We start from the raw sequence: 15,350 nt of genomic DNA, 5'->3' as shown, positions 1-15,350 counted from the left end.
CTAGCCGCCGGTCATGTTCATGAAACGCAGGATCTGCACGTCGCCACCGACTTCGAAATGATGGCGGTAGGGCTTGAGGTGCAAGGAATCACGAATGGCCTTTTCCAGGCGTTCGGGGTTGCCGGGGTGGGCGCGCAGCACCTGCTTCAGGTCCACCGAGTGTTCATTGCCCAGGCACAGCAGCAGGCGGCCTTCGACGGTGAGTCGCACGCGGTTGCAGGTGGCGCAGAAGTTGTGGCTGTGTGGCGAAATGAAGCCGACCCGAGTATTGGCGGCTTCGGCCAGGCGCCAGTAGCGGGCGGGGCCCTGGGACGACTCGGTCGATTCGACCAATGTGAACTGCTCGGCCAGCAGCACACGTACTTCGTCACTGGAGCAGAACGACTCGCCGCGTTCATGTTCGCTGATCACGCCCAAGGGCATTTCTTCGATGAAGGTGATGTCCAGTTCGCGGTCGATGGCAAAGCGCACCAGGTCGACCAGTTCGTGGTCGTTGCGGCCTTTGAGGACTACGCAGTTGAGCTTGGTGCGCTTGAAACCGGCCTGGCGGGCGGCGTCGATGCCGGCGATCACCTGGTGCAGGTCGCCGGTGCGGGTCAGTTGCTTGAAGCGCTCGGCGTCCAGGCTGTCGAGGCTGATGTTCAGGCGCGTGACACCTGCGTCGAGCAGCGGCTGGGCCAGGCGCCCGAGTTGCGAGCCGTTGCTGGTCAGGCACAACTCGCGCAGGCCGGGCAGGGCGGCGATCCGCCCGCACAGGTCGACGATGCCCTGGCGCACCAGCGGCTCGCCGCCGGTCAGGCGGATCTTGCGGGTACCAAGGGCGACGAAGCGCTCGGCCACCTGGAGCAGTTCCTCGAGGCTGAGGATTTGTTGGCGCGGCAGGAACTGCATGTCTTCGGCCATGCAGTACACGCAACGGAAGTCGCAGCGGTCGGTGACCGACATCCGCAGGTAGTCGATTTTCCGGTTGAAGCCGTCGATCAGGGCCCGGCTGTTCTGTTCCACGTTCGCGCTCGAATGGATTGGGACTCGATCCAAGCTATAACTTGGGCGCAGGGCCGTCAAATTGCTTTGTCCGACCGATTGATCGATGGCCTCTATCATGGCTGCAGGTCACGCATTTCAAAATGTTGACCGCGTCGCACCGTTCGCGGGCATGCCCGCTCCCACAGGGTTATCGCTGCTCTCGGGAACTGCACTGAACCTGTGGGAGCGGGCGCGCCCGCGAACGGGCTAACACCATTTCCGGCCCATGATCGAAACCGCCTATCACCCCGTAAGATCTTTCGATTGGACGGCTCTACCCCACGCTCCATAGGCTGAAAAAAAGCATCGAAGCGTGAGGATTCACCGCATGAGCCAGGACCAACATATCAGGGACTACAAAGGCGCCGCCGCCGGCTGGGGGGCGCTCAAGAGCGTGACCAAGAGCTGGCTGGGCAGCGACAATGCCTTCAAGAACCTGCGGGCCATGCTCAAGACCAACCAGAACGGCGGCTTCGACTGCCCCGGCTGCGCCTGGGGCGAGTCGCCGGAAAACGACATGGTCAAGTTCTGCGAGAACGGCGCCAAGGCGGTCAATTGGGAAGCCACCGGCCGCTCGGTGGACCCGGCATTCTTCGCCAGGTACAGCGTCAGTGCGCTGGCCGAGCAGACTGACTACTGGCTGGAGTACCAGGGCCGCCTGACCCACCCGATGCGCTACGACGCGGCCACCGACCACTATGTCGAAACCAGCTGGGAAGAAGCCTTTGCGCTGGTTGCCCAACACTTGCGCGCACTCGAATCGCCCGACCAGGCCGAGTTCTACACCTCGGGCCGGGCCAGCAACGAGGCGGCGTTCCTCTACCAGCTGTTCGTCCGCGCCTACGGCACCAACAACTTCCCCGACTGCTCGAACATGTGCCATGAAGCCAGCGGCGTGGGCATGTCTGAAACCCTCGGCGTGGGCAAGGGCACCGTGGTGTTCCACGATCTGGAACTGGCCGATGCCATCTTCGTCATCGGCCAGAACCCCGGCACCAACCACCCGCGCATGCTCGAACCGCTGCGTGAAGCGGTGAAGCGTGGTGCCCAGGTGGTCTGCTTCAACCCGCTCAAGGAGCGCGGCCTGGAGCGCTTCCAGCACCCGCAGCACCCGTTCGAAATGCTCAGCAATGGCTCCGAACCAACCAACACGGCCTACTTCCGCCCGGCCCTGGGCGGCGACATGGCAGTGATGCGTGGCATTGCCAAGTACCTGCTGCAGTGGGAACGCGAAGCCCAGGCCAATGGCGAACCGGCGGTGTTCGACCATGCCTTCATCGCCGAGCACACCAGTGGCATCGACGCATACCTGGAAACCGTGGATGCCACGCCTTGGGCGCACATCGTCGAGCAATCGGGCCTGACCCAGGCCGAGATCGAACTGGCCGCGCGCATGTACCGCAAGGCCGAACGGGTGATCATGTGCTGGGCCATGGGCGTCACCCAGCATCGCCACTCGGTGCCGACCGTTCAGGAAATCGTCAACCTGCAGCTGCTGCGCGGCAACGTCGGCAAGCCCGGCGCCGGCCTGTCACCGGTGCGTGGCCACAGCAACGTGCAGGGCGACCGCACCATGGGCATCGACGAGAAGCCCGGGGCGGCGCTGCTCGATGCCATCGAAAAACGCTTCCAGTTCCGCGTGCCGCGTGCCCACGGGCACAACGCGGTGCTGGCGATCAAGGCCATGGAAGAGGGGCGGGCCAAGGTGTTCATCGGCCTGGGTGGTAACTTTGCCCAGGCCACGCCGGATACGCCGCGCACCCATGCGGCCATGCGCAATTGCGCGCTGACCGTGCAGATTTCCACCAAGCTCAACCGCTCGCACCTGGTCACCGGCCGCGATGCGTTGATCCTGCCGTGCCTGGGCCGTACCGAAATCGACATGCAGGCCAGCGGGCCGCAAGGCGTGACCGTGGAGGACACCTTCAGCATGGTGCACATCTCCCACGGCCAGCTGCGCCCGCGCTCGCCGCACCTGCGCTCGGAGCCGTGGATCATCGCCGGCATGGCCCAGGCGACCCTGGGCAAGCAGCCGATCGACTGGGAGTACGCTGTTGCCGACTACGGCCGCATCCGCAGCATGATTGCCGATGTGATCCCCGGCTTTGCCGCTTTCAACGAGCGCCTGCAGCACCCGGGCGGCTTCCACCTGGGCAACAATGCCGCCGACCGTACCTGGCGCACGGCCACAGGTAAGGCGTGCTTCAGCCCGCACCGGCTGCCGGAGCAACTGGTGAATGCCAAGGTGCTGGCGCGCGGCGACAAGCCCGACCTGATCCTGCAGACCCTGCGCTCGCACGATCAGTACAACACCACCCTGTATGGCCTGGACGACCGTTATCGCGGGGTGTTCGGCCTGCGTGAAGTGGTGTTCGTCAACGAGGTGGACATCCGCCGTATGGGCTTCGAGCCGGGCGAGCATGTGGACCTGGTGTCGCTGTGGGAGGATGGCGTGGAGCGGCGGGTGTCGGGCTTCCGCCTGGTGGCGTATGACGTGCCCGAGGGGCAGGCGGCGGCGTACTACCCTGAGACCAACCCGCTGGTGCCGCTGGAAAGCTATGGCGAGGGGACCTATACCCCGACCTCGAAGTTCGTGGCGATCAAGGTCGAGAAAGCCAAGGCCGGCAACCGGATTGCGGCGGTGCTGGCCGCGGATTGACAGGTAGCCTGCAAGGGCCCTATCGCCGGCAAGCCAGCTCCCACAGGGACCGCACAGATTTCAGAACCTGTGACGTACCTGTGGGAGCTGGCTTGCCGGCGATAGGGCCGGTACTGCCATACAGGAATCAGGAACGGTTCACCGGGTAAGCCGTGGTGTATTTCATCTGCTCCATGGCAAAACTGGAAGTGATGTTCGACAGCCCATCAGTACTGGTGATCAGCTTTTTGTAAAACCGGTCATACGCCGCAATGTCCCCCACCACCACCCGCAGCATGTAATCCCAATCCCCCGACATGCGGTAGAACTCCATCACTTCCTCGAACCCGGTCACGGTCGCGGCAAACTGCTCCAGCCAGGCGCTGTCGTGGCGCTGGGTCTTGAGCTGGACGAACACCGTCAGCCCCAACCCCAGCCGTTCCGGGTCGAGCAGGGCGACACGGCCGACAATGTAGCCGTCTTCCTCCAGGCGCTTGACCCGCTTCCAGCACGGCGTGGTGGAGAGGTTGACGGCCTCGGCCAGGTCCTTGAGCGAGATCGAGGCGTCGCGCTGAAGCAGGGTGAGAATGTGCTGGTCGAAGCTGTCCATATCGCGCGTGGGCCGTGGAGAAAAATATTTCACAGATTACCCCAAGGCTAGAAGATTTGGGTTGTGCGATAGTTGCAGCTTTCACTCTGCCAATGGGCCTGACCATGTCCGACAAGCCGCGCAATTTCGCCACCCGTACCATTCACGCCGGTGAGCAGTTCAGCGTCGCCGATAACGCTATTTTCCCGGCGATCGTCACCGCCAGCTCGTTCACCAAGCGCAGCCTGGACGACAAACCGGAATACTCCTACAGCCGCGTCGGCAACCCCACCCGGCATGCCTATGAAACCTGTGTCGCCGCCCTGGAAGAGGGCGTTGGCGCGGTCGCCTGCGCCTCGGGTGTGAACGCCACCGCCACCGTGCTGGAGCTGCTGCCCAAGGATGCCCACGTGGTGGTGATGAACGGCGTGTACGGCGGCACCTTCCGCATCATGGAAGACTACCGCAGCCGCACCTCGGGCCTGACCACCACCTACGTCGACCTCAACGACCTCGAGGCGGTGGCCGCCGCCATCAAGCCGGAAACCCAGCTGATCTGGATCGAATCGCCGACCAACCCGTTGCTGCACCTGGTCGACATCAAGGCGGTGTGCGACCTGGCCAAGGCGCGGGGCATCCTCACCTGTATCGACAACACCTTCTGCTCGCCGTGGAACCAGCGCCCGATCACCCTGGGCGTGGACCTGGTGATGCACTCGGCCAGCAAGTACATCGGCGGCCACTCCGACCTCACCGGTGGCGTGGTGGTAGCTGCCAACGATGCGCTGTTGGCGCGCCTGCGCCGCATCAGCATGGCGATTGGCGCGGTGCAGGGGCCGTTCGACTGCTACCTGGCCCTGCGCGGTCTGAAGACCCTGGATGTGCGCATGGAGCGCCAGTGTGCCAATGCCCTGCAAGTGGCACGCTTCCTCGAAAGCCACGCGCAGATCGATCAGGTGTATTACCCGGGGCTGGAAAGCCACCCGCAACATGAGTTGTGCAAACGGCAGATGCGCAGTGGCGGGGCGGTGGTGGCGATGAAGGTCAAGGGCGACCGGGCTGCGCTAAACCGCCTGGTGGAGGCGCTGCAGATCTTTGTGCTGGCCGACTCGCTGGGCGGGGTGGAAAGCATGATCAACCACTCCTGGAGCATGTCGCACTGCTCGCTGAGCCCGGAGCAGAAGGGCGTGATGGGGATCAGCGAGAACCTGCTGCGGTTGTCGGTGGGGATCGAGGATTACCGGGACCTGGTCGAGGACCTGGATGGGGCGTTGAAGGCTGCGGCTGCTGGCTCGTGATGATGCGGTTGTAGGAGCGGCCTTGTGTCGCGATGGGCTGCGCAGCAGCCCCAGAATCTATGTCTCTGTCGAGATTTTCGGGGCTGCTGCGCAGCCCATCGCGACACAAGGCCGCTCCTACAGGGGGCCGTGCAGGCCTGTGGTATCTATCTGGATTTGGGCGGATGAATGATCCGTTCGATCTTGTCCTTGATCAGCAAGCGCTCCTTGCGCAGGCGGTTGACGGTTTCGTCGTTGGTGCCGTTGCCTTCGGCAGCGACCACCTCTTTGTCTTTTGCGTTGTATTCCTTGTGCAGTGAGTGCAGCGTCTGGTCCTTGTCCATGAGCGCCTGGAATGCATCAGCGGTAACGTGCAGGTCAGCGAGCAGATCATGCGGAACTGGCATTTCTTCACCTCTGTCGGGGGTTGGCGGATGGTTCTGACCTTTGAGGATAGTCGTCTTTGCGCAGGTAGGGGACTGGGGTAGGCTGTCGCATCTCCCCCGTGACCCGGAACCTGCGCCATGCCTCACCTGAACCTGGAATACAGCGACAACCTGCGTGAGCTGAATGTCGACGTCCTGCTGCTGCGCCTGAACCATGCCCTGGTCGGCAGTGGCCAGTTCGCCGACGAGGCCGATATCAAAAGCCGCGCCGAAGCCTTCAAGCACTATCGGGTGGGCACCGCGCCCGGCGAGCGTGCCTTTGCCCATGTGCGCCTGGCCATCCTCAGCGGGCGCTCGCCCGAGGTGAAGACGCAACTGTCCACCAGCCTGCTCGACGTGTTGCGTGACGCCATCCCCGAGCAACCCGGGCTTGATATCCAGCTGTGCGTGGAAGTGCTGGACATCGACCGCGAGCCGTATGCCAAGGCACGCCTGCCAGGCTGAACAAGCGCTGAATGAACTTCTTTTAATGTAGAAAAGGCGCCTGCTCACGAATTTGTTGGCGTCTTTTTCACAAAATATTGATGGCACGCTTTCTAGAGTTCAGCCAAGTTTCCCCGGTGCCGCGCAGGCCCTCGGGCTGATAATCACTCTTGATTGCGAACACTGATGCTCAACTTCAAATCCCTGCGGACTGAATGGGTCACGCTGCTGGCCAGCCTTTACCTGCTGATAGGCTTCAATGTCTTCCTCTGGCAGCATCTCGAACAGGTCGTGCCGCCCGGTTTGCCGGGGCTTTGGCTGAGCCTGGCGTTTGCCGTGCTGATGCTGTTCGCGTTCAACCTTATCCTTACGTTGTTCGCCTTCCGTTATGTATTGAAGCCAATACTTATCGTGTTGTTCATGAGTGGCGCGGGTGTGGCTTACTTCATGAACCAGTACGGCGTACTCATTGACGCGGGCATGTTCCGCAATATTGCGGAAACCAACGTGGCGGAAGTGCGTGACCTGCTTTCGTTGAAGTTTGCCTTGTATATCCTGGGCCTCGGTGTGGTGCCTTCGCTGCTGTTGTGGAAGGCGCCGATCGCCTATCGCGCCTGGCACCGTGAACTGCTCGGCAAGCTGGTGGTTGGCAGTGCCTGCGTGGTGGCCCTGGGCTCGGTGGCACTGGTCAACTACCAGGGCCTTTCGTCGCTGTTTCGCAACCACCACGAACTGCGCCTGATGCTCACCCCCAGCAATATCGTGGGTGCCTCCATCGGTTATGTCAGCGAGCGCGTCGGTACCGCATCACGGCCCTTCCAGCATTACGGCGAAGATGCCAAGCGTGACGCTGCCTGGCAAAAGCATGAACGCAAGTCGCTGACTGTACTGGTGGTGGGTGAAAGTGCGCGGGCAGATCACTTCGGCGTGCTCGGCTACAACCGCGATACCACACCGAACCTTGCCAGGGAGCAGGGCCTGCTGGCGTTCTCCGATGTTCACTCCTGCGGCACGGAAACCGCCGTTTCGGTGCCCTGCATGTTCTCTGGCATGAAGCGCAAGGACTACGATGCCCGCGTGGCGAAGAACCGCGAAGGGTTGCTGGACATCCTCCAGCGGACCGGCCTGGCGGTGCAGTGGCGTGACAATCAATCGGGCTGCAAGGGTACCTGCGACCGCGTGCAATTCATCGATGTCAGCAAACTCAAGGACCCGCAGTTGTGCGCTGATGGTGAATGCCATGACCAGATCCTGCTGCAGGGCCTGGGTGAGCTGATCGACAACCTCGACAAGGACACCGTGCTGGTGCTGCACCAGATGGGCAGCCACGGGCCTGAATACTTCAAGCGCTACCCCGGCGCCGACCAGCGCTTTGCCCCGGTGTGCCAGAGCAACGCGCTGGACCAGTGCAGCGAACAGGAAATCGTCAACGGTTACGACAACACCCTGGCCTATACCGACAAGGTGCTGGCCTCGCTGATCGATACCCTGCGCAGCAAGCAGGACAAGGTCGACACGGCGATGATCTACCTGTCCGACCATGGCGAGTCGCTGGGTGAGTACAACCTGTTCCTGCACGGCACGCCTTACGCTATCGCCCCCGAGCAGCAGAAGCACGTGCCGCTGCTGACCTGGTTCTCCGACAGCTACAAGGAGGACTTCGGCGTCGACACCGACTGCCTGGCCAAGCTCAGCGATGCGCCGCTGTCGCAGGACAACCTGTTCCACTCGATGCTCGGCCTGTTGCAGGTGCGTACCGAGGTCTACCAGCAATCGCTGGACATGTTCGCCAGCTGCCGGCCGTGGCTGGCGGCCAAGCGCTGAGTCTGACTGCACACGGGCACTGTAGGAGCAGCCTTGTGCTGCGAAGGGGCCGGTACAGCCAATACAGCACCATGATCAGTGCACCGGCTCTTTCGCAGCACAAGGCTGCTCCTACAAAAAGGCGCCGGTGCAGCACCGTTTATCTATTCCAGGGATGGCGCAGGTTTCACCAGCAGTGCCCGCGCCGTATATACTGCGCGCCAATGTTAGTGGGAGAGCCTCGTGGCCATCGAAATACACTGGATCCGTGACGACCAGAGCCTGGCCGAACACTGCCGCGACTGGCACCAGCTGCCCTTTGTCGCCGTCGATACCGAATTCATGCGGGTCGACACCTTCTACCCGAAAGCCGGGCTGATCCAGATCGGCGATGGCCAGCGTGCCTTCCTGATCGACCCGTTGCTGATCGGCAACTGGCAACCCCTGGCCGAACTGCTGGATGACAGCGGTGTGGTCAAGGTACTGCACGCCTGCAGCGAAGACCTCGAAGTGCTGTTGCGCCTGACCGGCAAGCTGCCACAGCCGCTGTTCGACACCCAACTGGCGGCCGGTTATCTGAACCTGGGGTTCTCCATGGGTTATTCGCGCCTGGTGCAGGATGTGCTGGGTATTGACTTGCCCAAGGGCGAAACCCGCTCCGACTGGCTGCAGCGTCCGCTCTCGGAAACCCAGGTCAGCTATGCCGCCGAGGATGCCGTGCACTTGGCCGAGCTGTTCACCGTGTTGCGCCCGCGCCTGAGTGACGACAAGTACGCCTGGGTGCTGGAGGACGGCGCCGAGCTGGTGGCCGCATTGCGCCGCGAAGTCGAGCCCGAAAGCCTGTACCGCGACGTCAAGCTGGCCTGGAAGCTGGCCCCCCAGCAACTGGCAGTGCTGCGTGAGCTGTGTGCCTGGCGCGAGCGTGAAGCGCGCAACCGCGACGTACCGCGCAATCGCATCCTCAAGGAGCACTCGCTGTGGCCCATGGCCAAGAGCCAGCCGAGCAACCTGTCGGCGCTGGCCAAGATCGACGAGATGCATCCGCGCACCATTCGTCAGGACGGTGAGTTCCTCATCCAGCTGATCAAGCGTGCCGCCAGCCTGCCAGCCGAGCAATGGCCACAGGCCTTGCCCGAGCCCTTGCCGATCGAGGCCGCAGGTATCCTCAAGCAGCTGCGTGCCATCGGCCAGGCCGAAGGTGAGCGCCTGGGCATTGCCCCCGAGCTGATGCTGCGCAAAAAAGCCCTGGAAGCGCTGCTCAAGAGCGGCTACCCCAATGGCCCCTATCAATTGCCCGATTCGCTGCGCGGCTGGCGCCGTGAGCGCATGGGCCAGGCCCTGCTGGACAGCCTCGCAGGCGCCGGAGAGACCCGATGAAACGCATTTGCTCTATCTACAAGAGCCCCCGCAAGAACGAAATGTACCTGTACGTGCTCAAGGCCGACGGCCTGGAGCGCGTGCCCGAAGGCCTGCTGCCGTTCTTCGGCACCCCCGTGCACGCCTTCGACCTGGTGCTGACTCCCGAGCGCAAGCTGGCCCGCGAGGACATCGCCAAGGTGCTGGAAAACCTCGACAACCAGGGTTACCACCTGCAGATGCCGCCGCCGGAAGACGACTACATCGAGCACCTGCCCGAAGAGTTGCTGCGCCGTAACGACCCTGCCTGATCATGCGAGTACTGATTGCTGAGCATGATCATGCTCGATACGCCGAGATTTTGCGTGCAGCCGCGCCTGAGCTGGAAGTCCTGACCAGCGGCGACTCCGCCGAACTGGCACGCCAGGCGCCACAGTGCCCGGTGTGGCTGGGCCAGCCGGACCTGCTGGCAAGCCTGTTGCGCCAAGGCCACAAGCCGGGCTGGATGCAGTCCACCTGGGCCGGTATCACCCCGCTGCTGGCCGAGGGCCTGCCGCGCGACTATCGCCTGACCCGCGCCGTGGGCATCTTTGGCCAGGTGATGGCCGAGTACATGCTCACCTACATGCTCGGCCATGAGCGCGAGGTGCTGTCGCGGCTGGTCAGCCAGGTCGAGCGTCGTTGGGACGACCGCCCGGGGCGGACCCTGGAAGGGCGCAAGGTGCTGATCGTCGGCACTGGCGACATTGGCCAGCGGGTGGCCGAGTTCCTGCAGGCGTTTGGCGTGGTGCTGTATGGCGTTGCCAGCAGCGCCCGCGAGCAGGCGCCGTTCGTCGAGGTAGCGGCGCTGGCCGACCTGCCGCGCCTGGTGGGTCAGGTCGATTACGTACTCAACCTGCTGCCGGATACCCCGGCAACCCACGACCTGTATGATGCGGCACTGTTCAAGCGCTTCCAGCCCACGGCGCTGTTCATCAATGCCGGGCGCGGCGCTGCGGTGGTCGACGCTGACCTGGTCGAGGCACTGAAGGAAGGGCACCTGGCGGGGGCGGTGATCGATGTCTGCCGGCAGGAGCCGTTGCCCAGGCAACACCCGTTCTGGACGGCGTGGGGCTTGCTGCTGACCGGGCACAGCTCGGCACCCACCTCGCCGGCGGCGATGGTGCGGTTGTTTGTCGAGAATGTGCGGGCGTATGCGGCGGGGCAGGGGTTGCGAGGTGAAGTGGACTTCGCCCGGGGCTATTGATTTTGTAATGCCTGTACCGGCCTCTTCGCGGGCTTGCCCGCTCCCACAGGTATTGCGCCGCCCTCGAAGGGTGTGTTGTACCTGTGGGAGCGGGCGAGCCCGCGAAAAGGCCAGTACAGCCAATGCAAGGCTTACAGGCTGAAATCACCCTCGGCAGCCAGCTCGCTCAGTGGCTTGCGCGGGCTCGGGACTTCACGCGCCTGCAGCGCTTCGTTCAGGCTGGCCTTGTCGCCCAGCTTGCCGATTGCCACCATGGCATGCAGCACGTAGCCTTCAGGAACCTTCAACTCCTGACGCGCCAGCTCCTGGTCGAAACCGGCCATGCCATGGGTATGCCAGCCGCTGATGCTGGCTTGCAGGGCCAGGTGCCCCCAGGCGGAGCCGGTGTCGAAGGTGTGCCACAGCGCCGGTCTTTCTTCCGTGGCGCCCGGGGCGGCGTAGGTGGTCTTGGAAATCACCAGCACCAGCGCCGATGCCTGTTGCGCCCAGCTGCGGTTGGCCGGCACCAGCAGGTTCAGGTAACGCTCCCAGTTCGGCGTGTCACGGCGGGCATAGAGGAAGCGCCAAGGTTGCGAGTTGTTCGCCGACGGCGCCCAGCGTGCAGCTTCGAGGAAGCTCAGCAAGGTTTCTTCGCTGATCGGCTCGGCGGTGAAGGCACGTGGCGACCAGCGGTTGATGAACTGCTCGTTGATGGCGTAATCGGCAATGCGGGGGTTGGCGCTCATGGCGGCTCCTGCAAAAGGGCGGTAAACGCGCACGCTACTGCGTCGCGTCGCGACTGACAAGCGGTCTGGCTTTGCCGAAGGCCAGGCTCTAGACTGGCGCCGCCGCGCGCCGTGGCCCCAAGATGAATGCAGGAAACCCGTGTCATGATCGCTGAAAACGCGCCGTTCTGGCAGCGCAAGACCCTCGAGCAACTCAGCCCGCAAGAGTGGGAGTCGCTGTGTGATGGTTGCGGCCTGTGCTGCCTGCAAAAGCTCGAGGACGAGGACGACAACAGCGTCTATTACACGCGTATCGCCTGCAAACTGCTGGATCTTCACACCTGTCAGTGCAGCGATTACCCCAACCGCTTCGCCCAGGTACCTGACTGCATCCAGCTCACCCCGGGCAAGGCCGACCAGTTCAAGTGGCTGCCGAGTACCTGCGGCTACCGCCTGGTCAGTGAGGGCAAGGACCTGCCGGCCTGGCACCACCTGGTCTGCGGTGATCGCCAGCAGGTCCATGAACAGCGCATTTCCCAGTCGGGGCGCATGCTCAGTGAACACGATGTGCACGAAGACGACTGGGAAGACCACCTGATCTTCCGCGCCAGCTGACCGGCGCGGCCCGCTGCCACGGGGAAACAAGGAGTTTCTGTATGCGTTGCCAGCTGTTGTTGCTGTTGGGCCTGATGGCCAGTTCGCCGGCCTGGGCGAAAAAGGTCGACCTCGACTATCAGGTGCGCCTGTTGCCAGCCAGTGGCCAGGCGGAGGTCCGCCTAACCTTGGCCGAAGGCAGTGCCGTGCGCAGTCTGGATTTCGACCTGGGCAAGGCCGGGGCCTACAGCGGCTTCCAGGCTGATGGCCAATGGCAGTTGCAGGGCCAGCGCGGCGTGTGGCAACCGGCGGCCGGCAAGACCAGCCTCAGCTACCGCGTGCAGCTGGACCAGAAACGCGGCAGCGGCGCCTATTCATCGCGCATCACCCCGCACTGGGCGCTGTTCCTGGGCGACCAGCTGGTGCCGCCTGCGCGCCTCGACCAGCAGGATGGCACCGAACTGGTGGCGCGGCTGGCGTTCGACCTGCCGGAGGGCTGGAAGAGCATTGAGACCTCCTGGCCGCGCATCGGCAAGGACAAGTTCCGCATCGACAACGTTTCGCGCCTGTTCGACCGCCCCACAGGCTGGATGCTCGCTGGCGACCTGGGCAGCCGCCGCGCCCGCCTGGGCGAAACCGAGGTCACCGTGGCCGCACCGGTGGGGCAGGGTATGCGGCGCATGGACAACCTGACCATGCTGACCTTTGTCTGGCCGCAATTGCAGGCGGTTTTCCCGCGCAACCCGCCGAAGCTGCTGTTGGTCGGCGCTCGCGACGGCATGTGGCGTGGGGCGACCGCCGCGCAGGGCTCGTTGTACCTGCACAGTGCCCGGCCGATGGTCAGCGAGAATGGCAGCAGCCCGTTGCTGCGCGAAGTGGTGCAACTGTTTGCGCAGATCCATGGGCGTGATGGCAGTGACTGGCTGGTGGAAAGCCTGAACGACTACTATGCCAGCGAGTTGCTGCGCCGCGCGGGCGGGGTGAGTGACGACCGTTACGAGGCTTGGCAGGCGCGCCTGAGTAAGCAGGGCGCCAAGGTCACCCGGCTCAAGGGCGAGCATGCCACCCCGGCGCAGGTGGCGCGCGGGGTGATGCTGTTGCAAGCGCTGGACAAGGAAATCCGCATCCACACTCAGGCCAAACGCTCGCTGGACGATGTGGCACGCGGGTTGATGCGCCTGCCCAGCGTCAGCACCGAAGACTTCGTGCAGATCAGCGAGAACGTGCTGGGGCGGCGCTCCGAGGTGTTGCAGAGCAAGGCGTTGCGCTAGGCCTCTCTATTGCCAGTGCTGACTCTTTCGCGGGCACGCCCCCACAGGTGCCGCGCAAGTTTCGAAGAGGTCGGCACAGGCCAGTGATGTTCCGACAGCCATGAGGTCCCTGTGGGAGCGGGCGTGCCCGCGAAAGGGCCGGCACAGGCAGTGCAAAACTCAACTGCCAGCCAACGGATCCTTCCCGGTTACCGTCACCCCCCGCGTCGCCGCCTCGGCACTGGCCTTCAACGCCTCCAGTTCCGCAGCACTGCGCTCGATGTCCGAACGCAAGCGGTGATACTCCTGCCGGTGCCGCTGCCACCAGGCCTTGGTCGCACAATGCCCGCTGAAGCCCCGAGCCAGTGCCAGGCCGCCAACTGCGATCTGCAACAACCCGACCAGGCCGCCGTGGCGTAGCCCCTTGCTGACCATCAACGCGCCGCCAGCCAGCGAGCTGGCGCGCTCCAGGCCATGAACGTTCTTGTCTTGCGATGTCGCTGCCGAATGGATATCAAGCATGGCAAGGTCTCCGTCTGAAGTGTATGCAGGTGACCTGTTGGCCGCCGCCATCGTTCAGTCGGCTATTTGAACCTGGGCCCCGAACGGGTATTCAGCCCCTTGGCCATGCGGTCATACAGGACCACATTCACCGTCGCTGCGAGGTTCATGCAGCCCTCAGTCGGAATGTAGATGGTCTCTTCGCACCATGCCCGCACATCGGCACTGAGGCTGCCGTCTTCCGGCCCGAAGATGTAGATGGCCCGGTCCGGGTGGGTGTATTCCGGCAATGGCCGCGCGCCCTCCACCAACTCCACGGCCACCGGCGTGCAGCCCAGCGGGATGATGCGCTGCAGGTCATCGATGCCGATCAGCGGGATGTCGTAGTGCACGCGCTTGGTGTCGGTGACGAAGTCACGCGCACGCTCGTAGCGTTTGCCGGTGTAGAACACCGAATTGACACCGTAGCAACCCGCGGCGCGCATCACCGAGCCGACGTTTTCTGCCGACTTGGGGTTGAACAGGCCAATGCAGCTGTATCGTTTGTTTGCCACGTACCGGGGCCCTTCGCGAAAAAAAGCGCGATTATACGGGCTGCCCGGTAGCAGCGGGGTGGTGAATCGATGGTCAGTCTTTCTTCAGCATGCCCGCCAGCCCGGCGAACGGGTTGTGGGTGGCCTTGGCGATGCTCGGGGTGCTGGTGGAGCCTTCGCTGAAGTACTGCTGGTCGGTATAGCGCGAGTGCTCGTTGTCGTGGCAGTACAGGCACAGTAACTCCCAGTTGGAGCCGTCCTGCGGGTTGTTGTCGTGGTTGTGGTCGCGGTGGTGCACGGTCAGCTCGCTCAGGCGCTTGCCGGAGAACTCGCGGGCGCAGCGGCCGCAGACGTGCGGGTACATTTTCAGGGCCTTGTCGCGGTAGCCCATTTCCTTGTCGCGCTTGGCATCGGCCAGGATGCGGTCCAGGCGCGCGGTGGCGGCGGCGGAAGAGGTGGAGCTCATGGTGTTTCCTTTGTTCTGATCAGGCAAATGACGGTTATGCACTGAGTCTAGCGCGCTTGCGGGGCAGGCGGACAGGCGAAAGCTTTGATTTAGGCGTAGCCTGTAGGAAGGTTCCCGACAGGAGGTTGCTGATGTTTCGCGCGATCCTCGTTGTGCTGTTGTTGGCCGGCCTGCCCATGGCCGAAGCTGCCAGCACGCCACCCCGGTTGAGCACGCCGGTGCCCGGTGCACCGGGTACGCCTACGCCTACGCCATATCCGCAGATTACCCCGAGTACGCCGCCCAAGGCCTATGACAGCCAGCCGGGGGCGCCACTGTTACCGCCGATGCCGGTGCCCGGGCCACCGAAGGACCAGCCATTGCCGGGGTTGCGCCAAGACCCGCCGAAGCCGGCGGTGCAGGATGATTGAATTCAGCCGGCTGCCCCGGTTTTCTGTGGGAGCGGGTTTACCCGCGAAGCAGGCGCCGCGGTGGATGGCACGGGCTTCGCCCGTGTTC

17 protein-coding genes are annotated in these 15,350 nt (G+C 63.7%); 10 read left to right on the top strand and 7 right to left on the bottom strand.

What is annotated here, in order from left to right:
- Positions 1-1,005 carry a GTP 3',8-cyclase MoaA gene (gene moaA, locus ACK56M_RS22135; protein WP_411959053.1) on the bottom strand — a complete coding sequence of 335 codons (1,005 nt, stop codon included), beginning with the start codon at positions 1,003-1,005 and terminating at the stop codon, positions 1-3.
- A gap of 349 nt (positions 1,006-1,354) precedes the next feature.
- Here moaA and ACK56M_RS22130 point away from each other — a divergent pair, with 349 nt between their 5' ends.
- A complete protein-coding gene (locus ACK56M_RS22130; RefSeq protein WP_411959052.1) occupies positions 1,355-3,685 on the top strand; it encodes an FdhF/YdeP family oxidoreductase in 2,331 nt (776 codons plus the stop codon).
- Positions 3,686-3,812: 127 nt separating this feature from the next.
- On the opposite strand, the gene ACK56M_RS22125 is transcribed toward ACK56M_RS22130, so the two are convergent.
- Positions 3,813-4,274 (bottom strand): Lrp/AsnC family transcriptional regulator, encoded by a 462-nt coding sequence (locus ACK56M_RS22125; protein WP_015271359.1) that lies wholly within the window; start codon positions 4,272-4,274, stop codon positions 3,813-3,815.
- 92 nt (positions 4,275-4,366) lie between these two features.
- Between ACK56M_RS22125 and ACK56M_RS22120 the strand changes: the two genes are divergently transcribed.
- Positions 4,367-5,551: a trans-sulfuration enzyme family protein gene (locus tag ACK56M_RS22120; RefSeq protein ID WP_015271358.1), complete on the top strand. Its 1,185-nt coding sequence runs from the start codon at positions 4,367-4,369 to the stop codon at positions 5,549-5,551.
- A 146-nt stretch (positions 5,552-5,697) separates the two neighbouring features.
- On the opposite strand, the gene ACK56M_RS22115 is transcribed toward ACK56M_RS22120, so the two are convergent.
- Positions 5,698-5,937 carry a YdcH family protein gene (locus ACK56M_RS22115; RefSeq protein ID WP_054573758.1) on the bottom strand — a complete coding sequence of 80 codons (240 nt, stop codon included), beginning with the start codon at positions 5,935-5,937 and terminating at the stop codon, positions 5,698-5,700.
- 117 nt (positions 5,938-6,054) lie between these two features.
- On the opposite strand from ACK56M_RS22115, the gene ACK56M_RS22110 reads away from it, so the two are divergent.
- The 5 genes from ACK56M_RS22110 to ACK56M_RS22090 all read left to right on the top strand — a co-directional run bounded on the left by ACK56M_RS22110 (position 6,055) and on the right by ACK56M_RS22090 (position 10,804).
- Positions 6,055-6,420 (top strand): 5-carboxymethyl-2-hydroxymuconate Delta-isomerase, encoded by a 366-nt coding sequence (locus tag ACK56M_RS22110; RefSeq protein ID WP_085665276.1) that lies wholly within the window; start codon positions 6,055-6,057, stop codon positions 6,418-6,420.
- Positions 6,421-6,585: 165 nt separating this feature from the next.
- Entirely contained in the window at positions 6,586-8,223 is a 1,638-nt protein-coding gene (locus ACK56M_RS22105) for a phosphoethanolamine transferase (protein ID WP_054573760.1), read from the top strand.
- A gap of 222 nt (positions 8,224-8,445) precedes the next feature.
- Positions 8,446-9,579, top strand: a complete 1,134-nt coding sequence (rnd, locus tag ACK56M_RS22100) for a ribonuclease D (RefSeq protein WP_013973768.1) — start codon at positions 8,446-8,448, stop codon at positions 9,577-9,579.
- Positions 9,576-9,869, top strand: a complete 294-nt coding sequence (locus ACK56M_RS22095) for a YcgL domain-containing protein (RefSeq protein ID WP_015271354.1) — start codon at positions 9,576-9,578, stop codon at positions 9,867-9,869. Before rnd ends, ACK56M_RS22095 begins: the two co-directional genes overlap by 4 nt.
- 2 nt (positions 9,870-9,871) lie before the next feature.
- Complete coding sequence (locus ACK56M_RS22090) at positions 9,872-10,804, top strand: D-2-hydroxyacid dehydrogenase (protein WP_100413335.1); 933 nt, start codon at positions 9,872-9,874, stop codon at positions 10,802-10,804.
- Between the two features lie 131 nt (positions 10,805-10,935).
- On the opposite strand, the gene ACK56M_RS22085 is transcribed toward ACK56M_RS22090, so the two are convergent.
- Entirely contained in the window at positions 10,936-11,529 is a 594-nt protein-coding gene (locus tag ACK56M_RS22085) for a nitroreductase family protein (protein ID WP_015271352.1), read from the bottom strand.
- Positions 11,530-11,673: 144 nt separating this feature from the next.
- Here ACK56M_RS22085 and ACK56M_RS22080 point away from each other — a divergent pair, with 144 nt between their 5' ends.
- The gene (locus ACK56M_RS22080) at positions 11,674-12,123 is read left to right on the top strand and encodes a YcgN family cysteine cluster protein (protein ID WP_015271351.1); all 450 of its coding nucleotides are present in this window, start codon (positions 11,674-11,676) and stop codon (positions 12,121-12,123) included.
- Positions 12,124-12,164: 41 nt separating this feature from the next.
- Positions 12,165-13,373, top strand: a complete 1,209-nt coding sequence (locus ACK56M_RS22075; protein ID WP_015271350.1) for a hypothetical protein — start codon at positions 12,165-12,167, stop codon at positions 13,371-13,373.
- A gap of 159 nt (positions 13,374-13,532) precedes the next feature.
- Here the strand turns inward: ACK56M_RS22075 and ACK56M_RS22070 are convergent, their stop codons facing one another.
- The 3 genes from ACK56M_RS22070 to ACK56M_RS22060 form a co-directional block, all read right to left on the bottom strand.
- Complete coding sequence (locus ACK56M_RS22070; protein WP_015271349.1) at positions 13,533-13,874, bottom strand: DUF2892 domain-containing protein; 342 nt, start codon at positions 13,872-13,874, stop codon at positions 13,533-13,535.
- 62 nt (positions 13,875-13,936) lie between these two features.
- Positions 13,937-14,407, bottom strand: coding sequence for an RNA methyltransferase (locus tag ACK56M_RS22065; protein WP_015271348.1), 471 nt, complete (start codon positions 14,405-14,407; stop codon positions 13,937-13,939).
- 73 nt (positions 14,408-14,480) lie between these two features.
- Positions 14,481-14,852 (bottom strand): YajD family HNH nuclease, encoded by a 372-nt coding sequence (locus ACK56M_RS22060; protein WP_003259546.1) that lies wholly within the window; start codon positions 14,850-14,852, stop codon positions 14,481-14,483.
- 131 nt (positions 14,853-14,983) lie between these two features.
- Here ACK56M_RS22060 and ACK56M_RS22055 point away from each other — a divergent pair, with 131 nt between their 5' ends.
- Positions 14,984-15,262, top strand: a complete 279-nt coding sequence (locus ACK56M_RS22055; RefSeq protein ID WP_015271347.1) for a hypothetical protein — start codon at positions 14,984-14,986, stop codon at positions 15,260-15,262.
- The last annotated feature ends 88 nt before the right edge of the window (positions 15,263-15,350 follow it).

Origin of the sequence: Pseudomonas sp. s4 (genome assembly GCF_046764235.1) — a bacterium.
In the GTDB taxonomy this organism is placed as follows: Bacteria; Pseudomonadota; Gammaproteobacteria; order Pseudomonadales; family Pseudomonadaceae; genus Aquipseudomonas; species Aquipseudomonas asiatica.
This window is presented reverse-complemented; position numbering and strand designations above follow the sequence as displayed.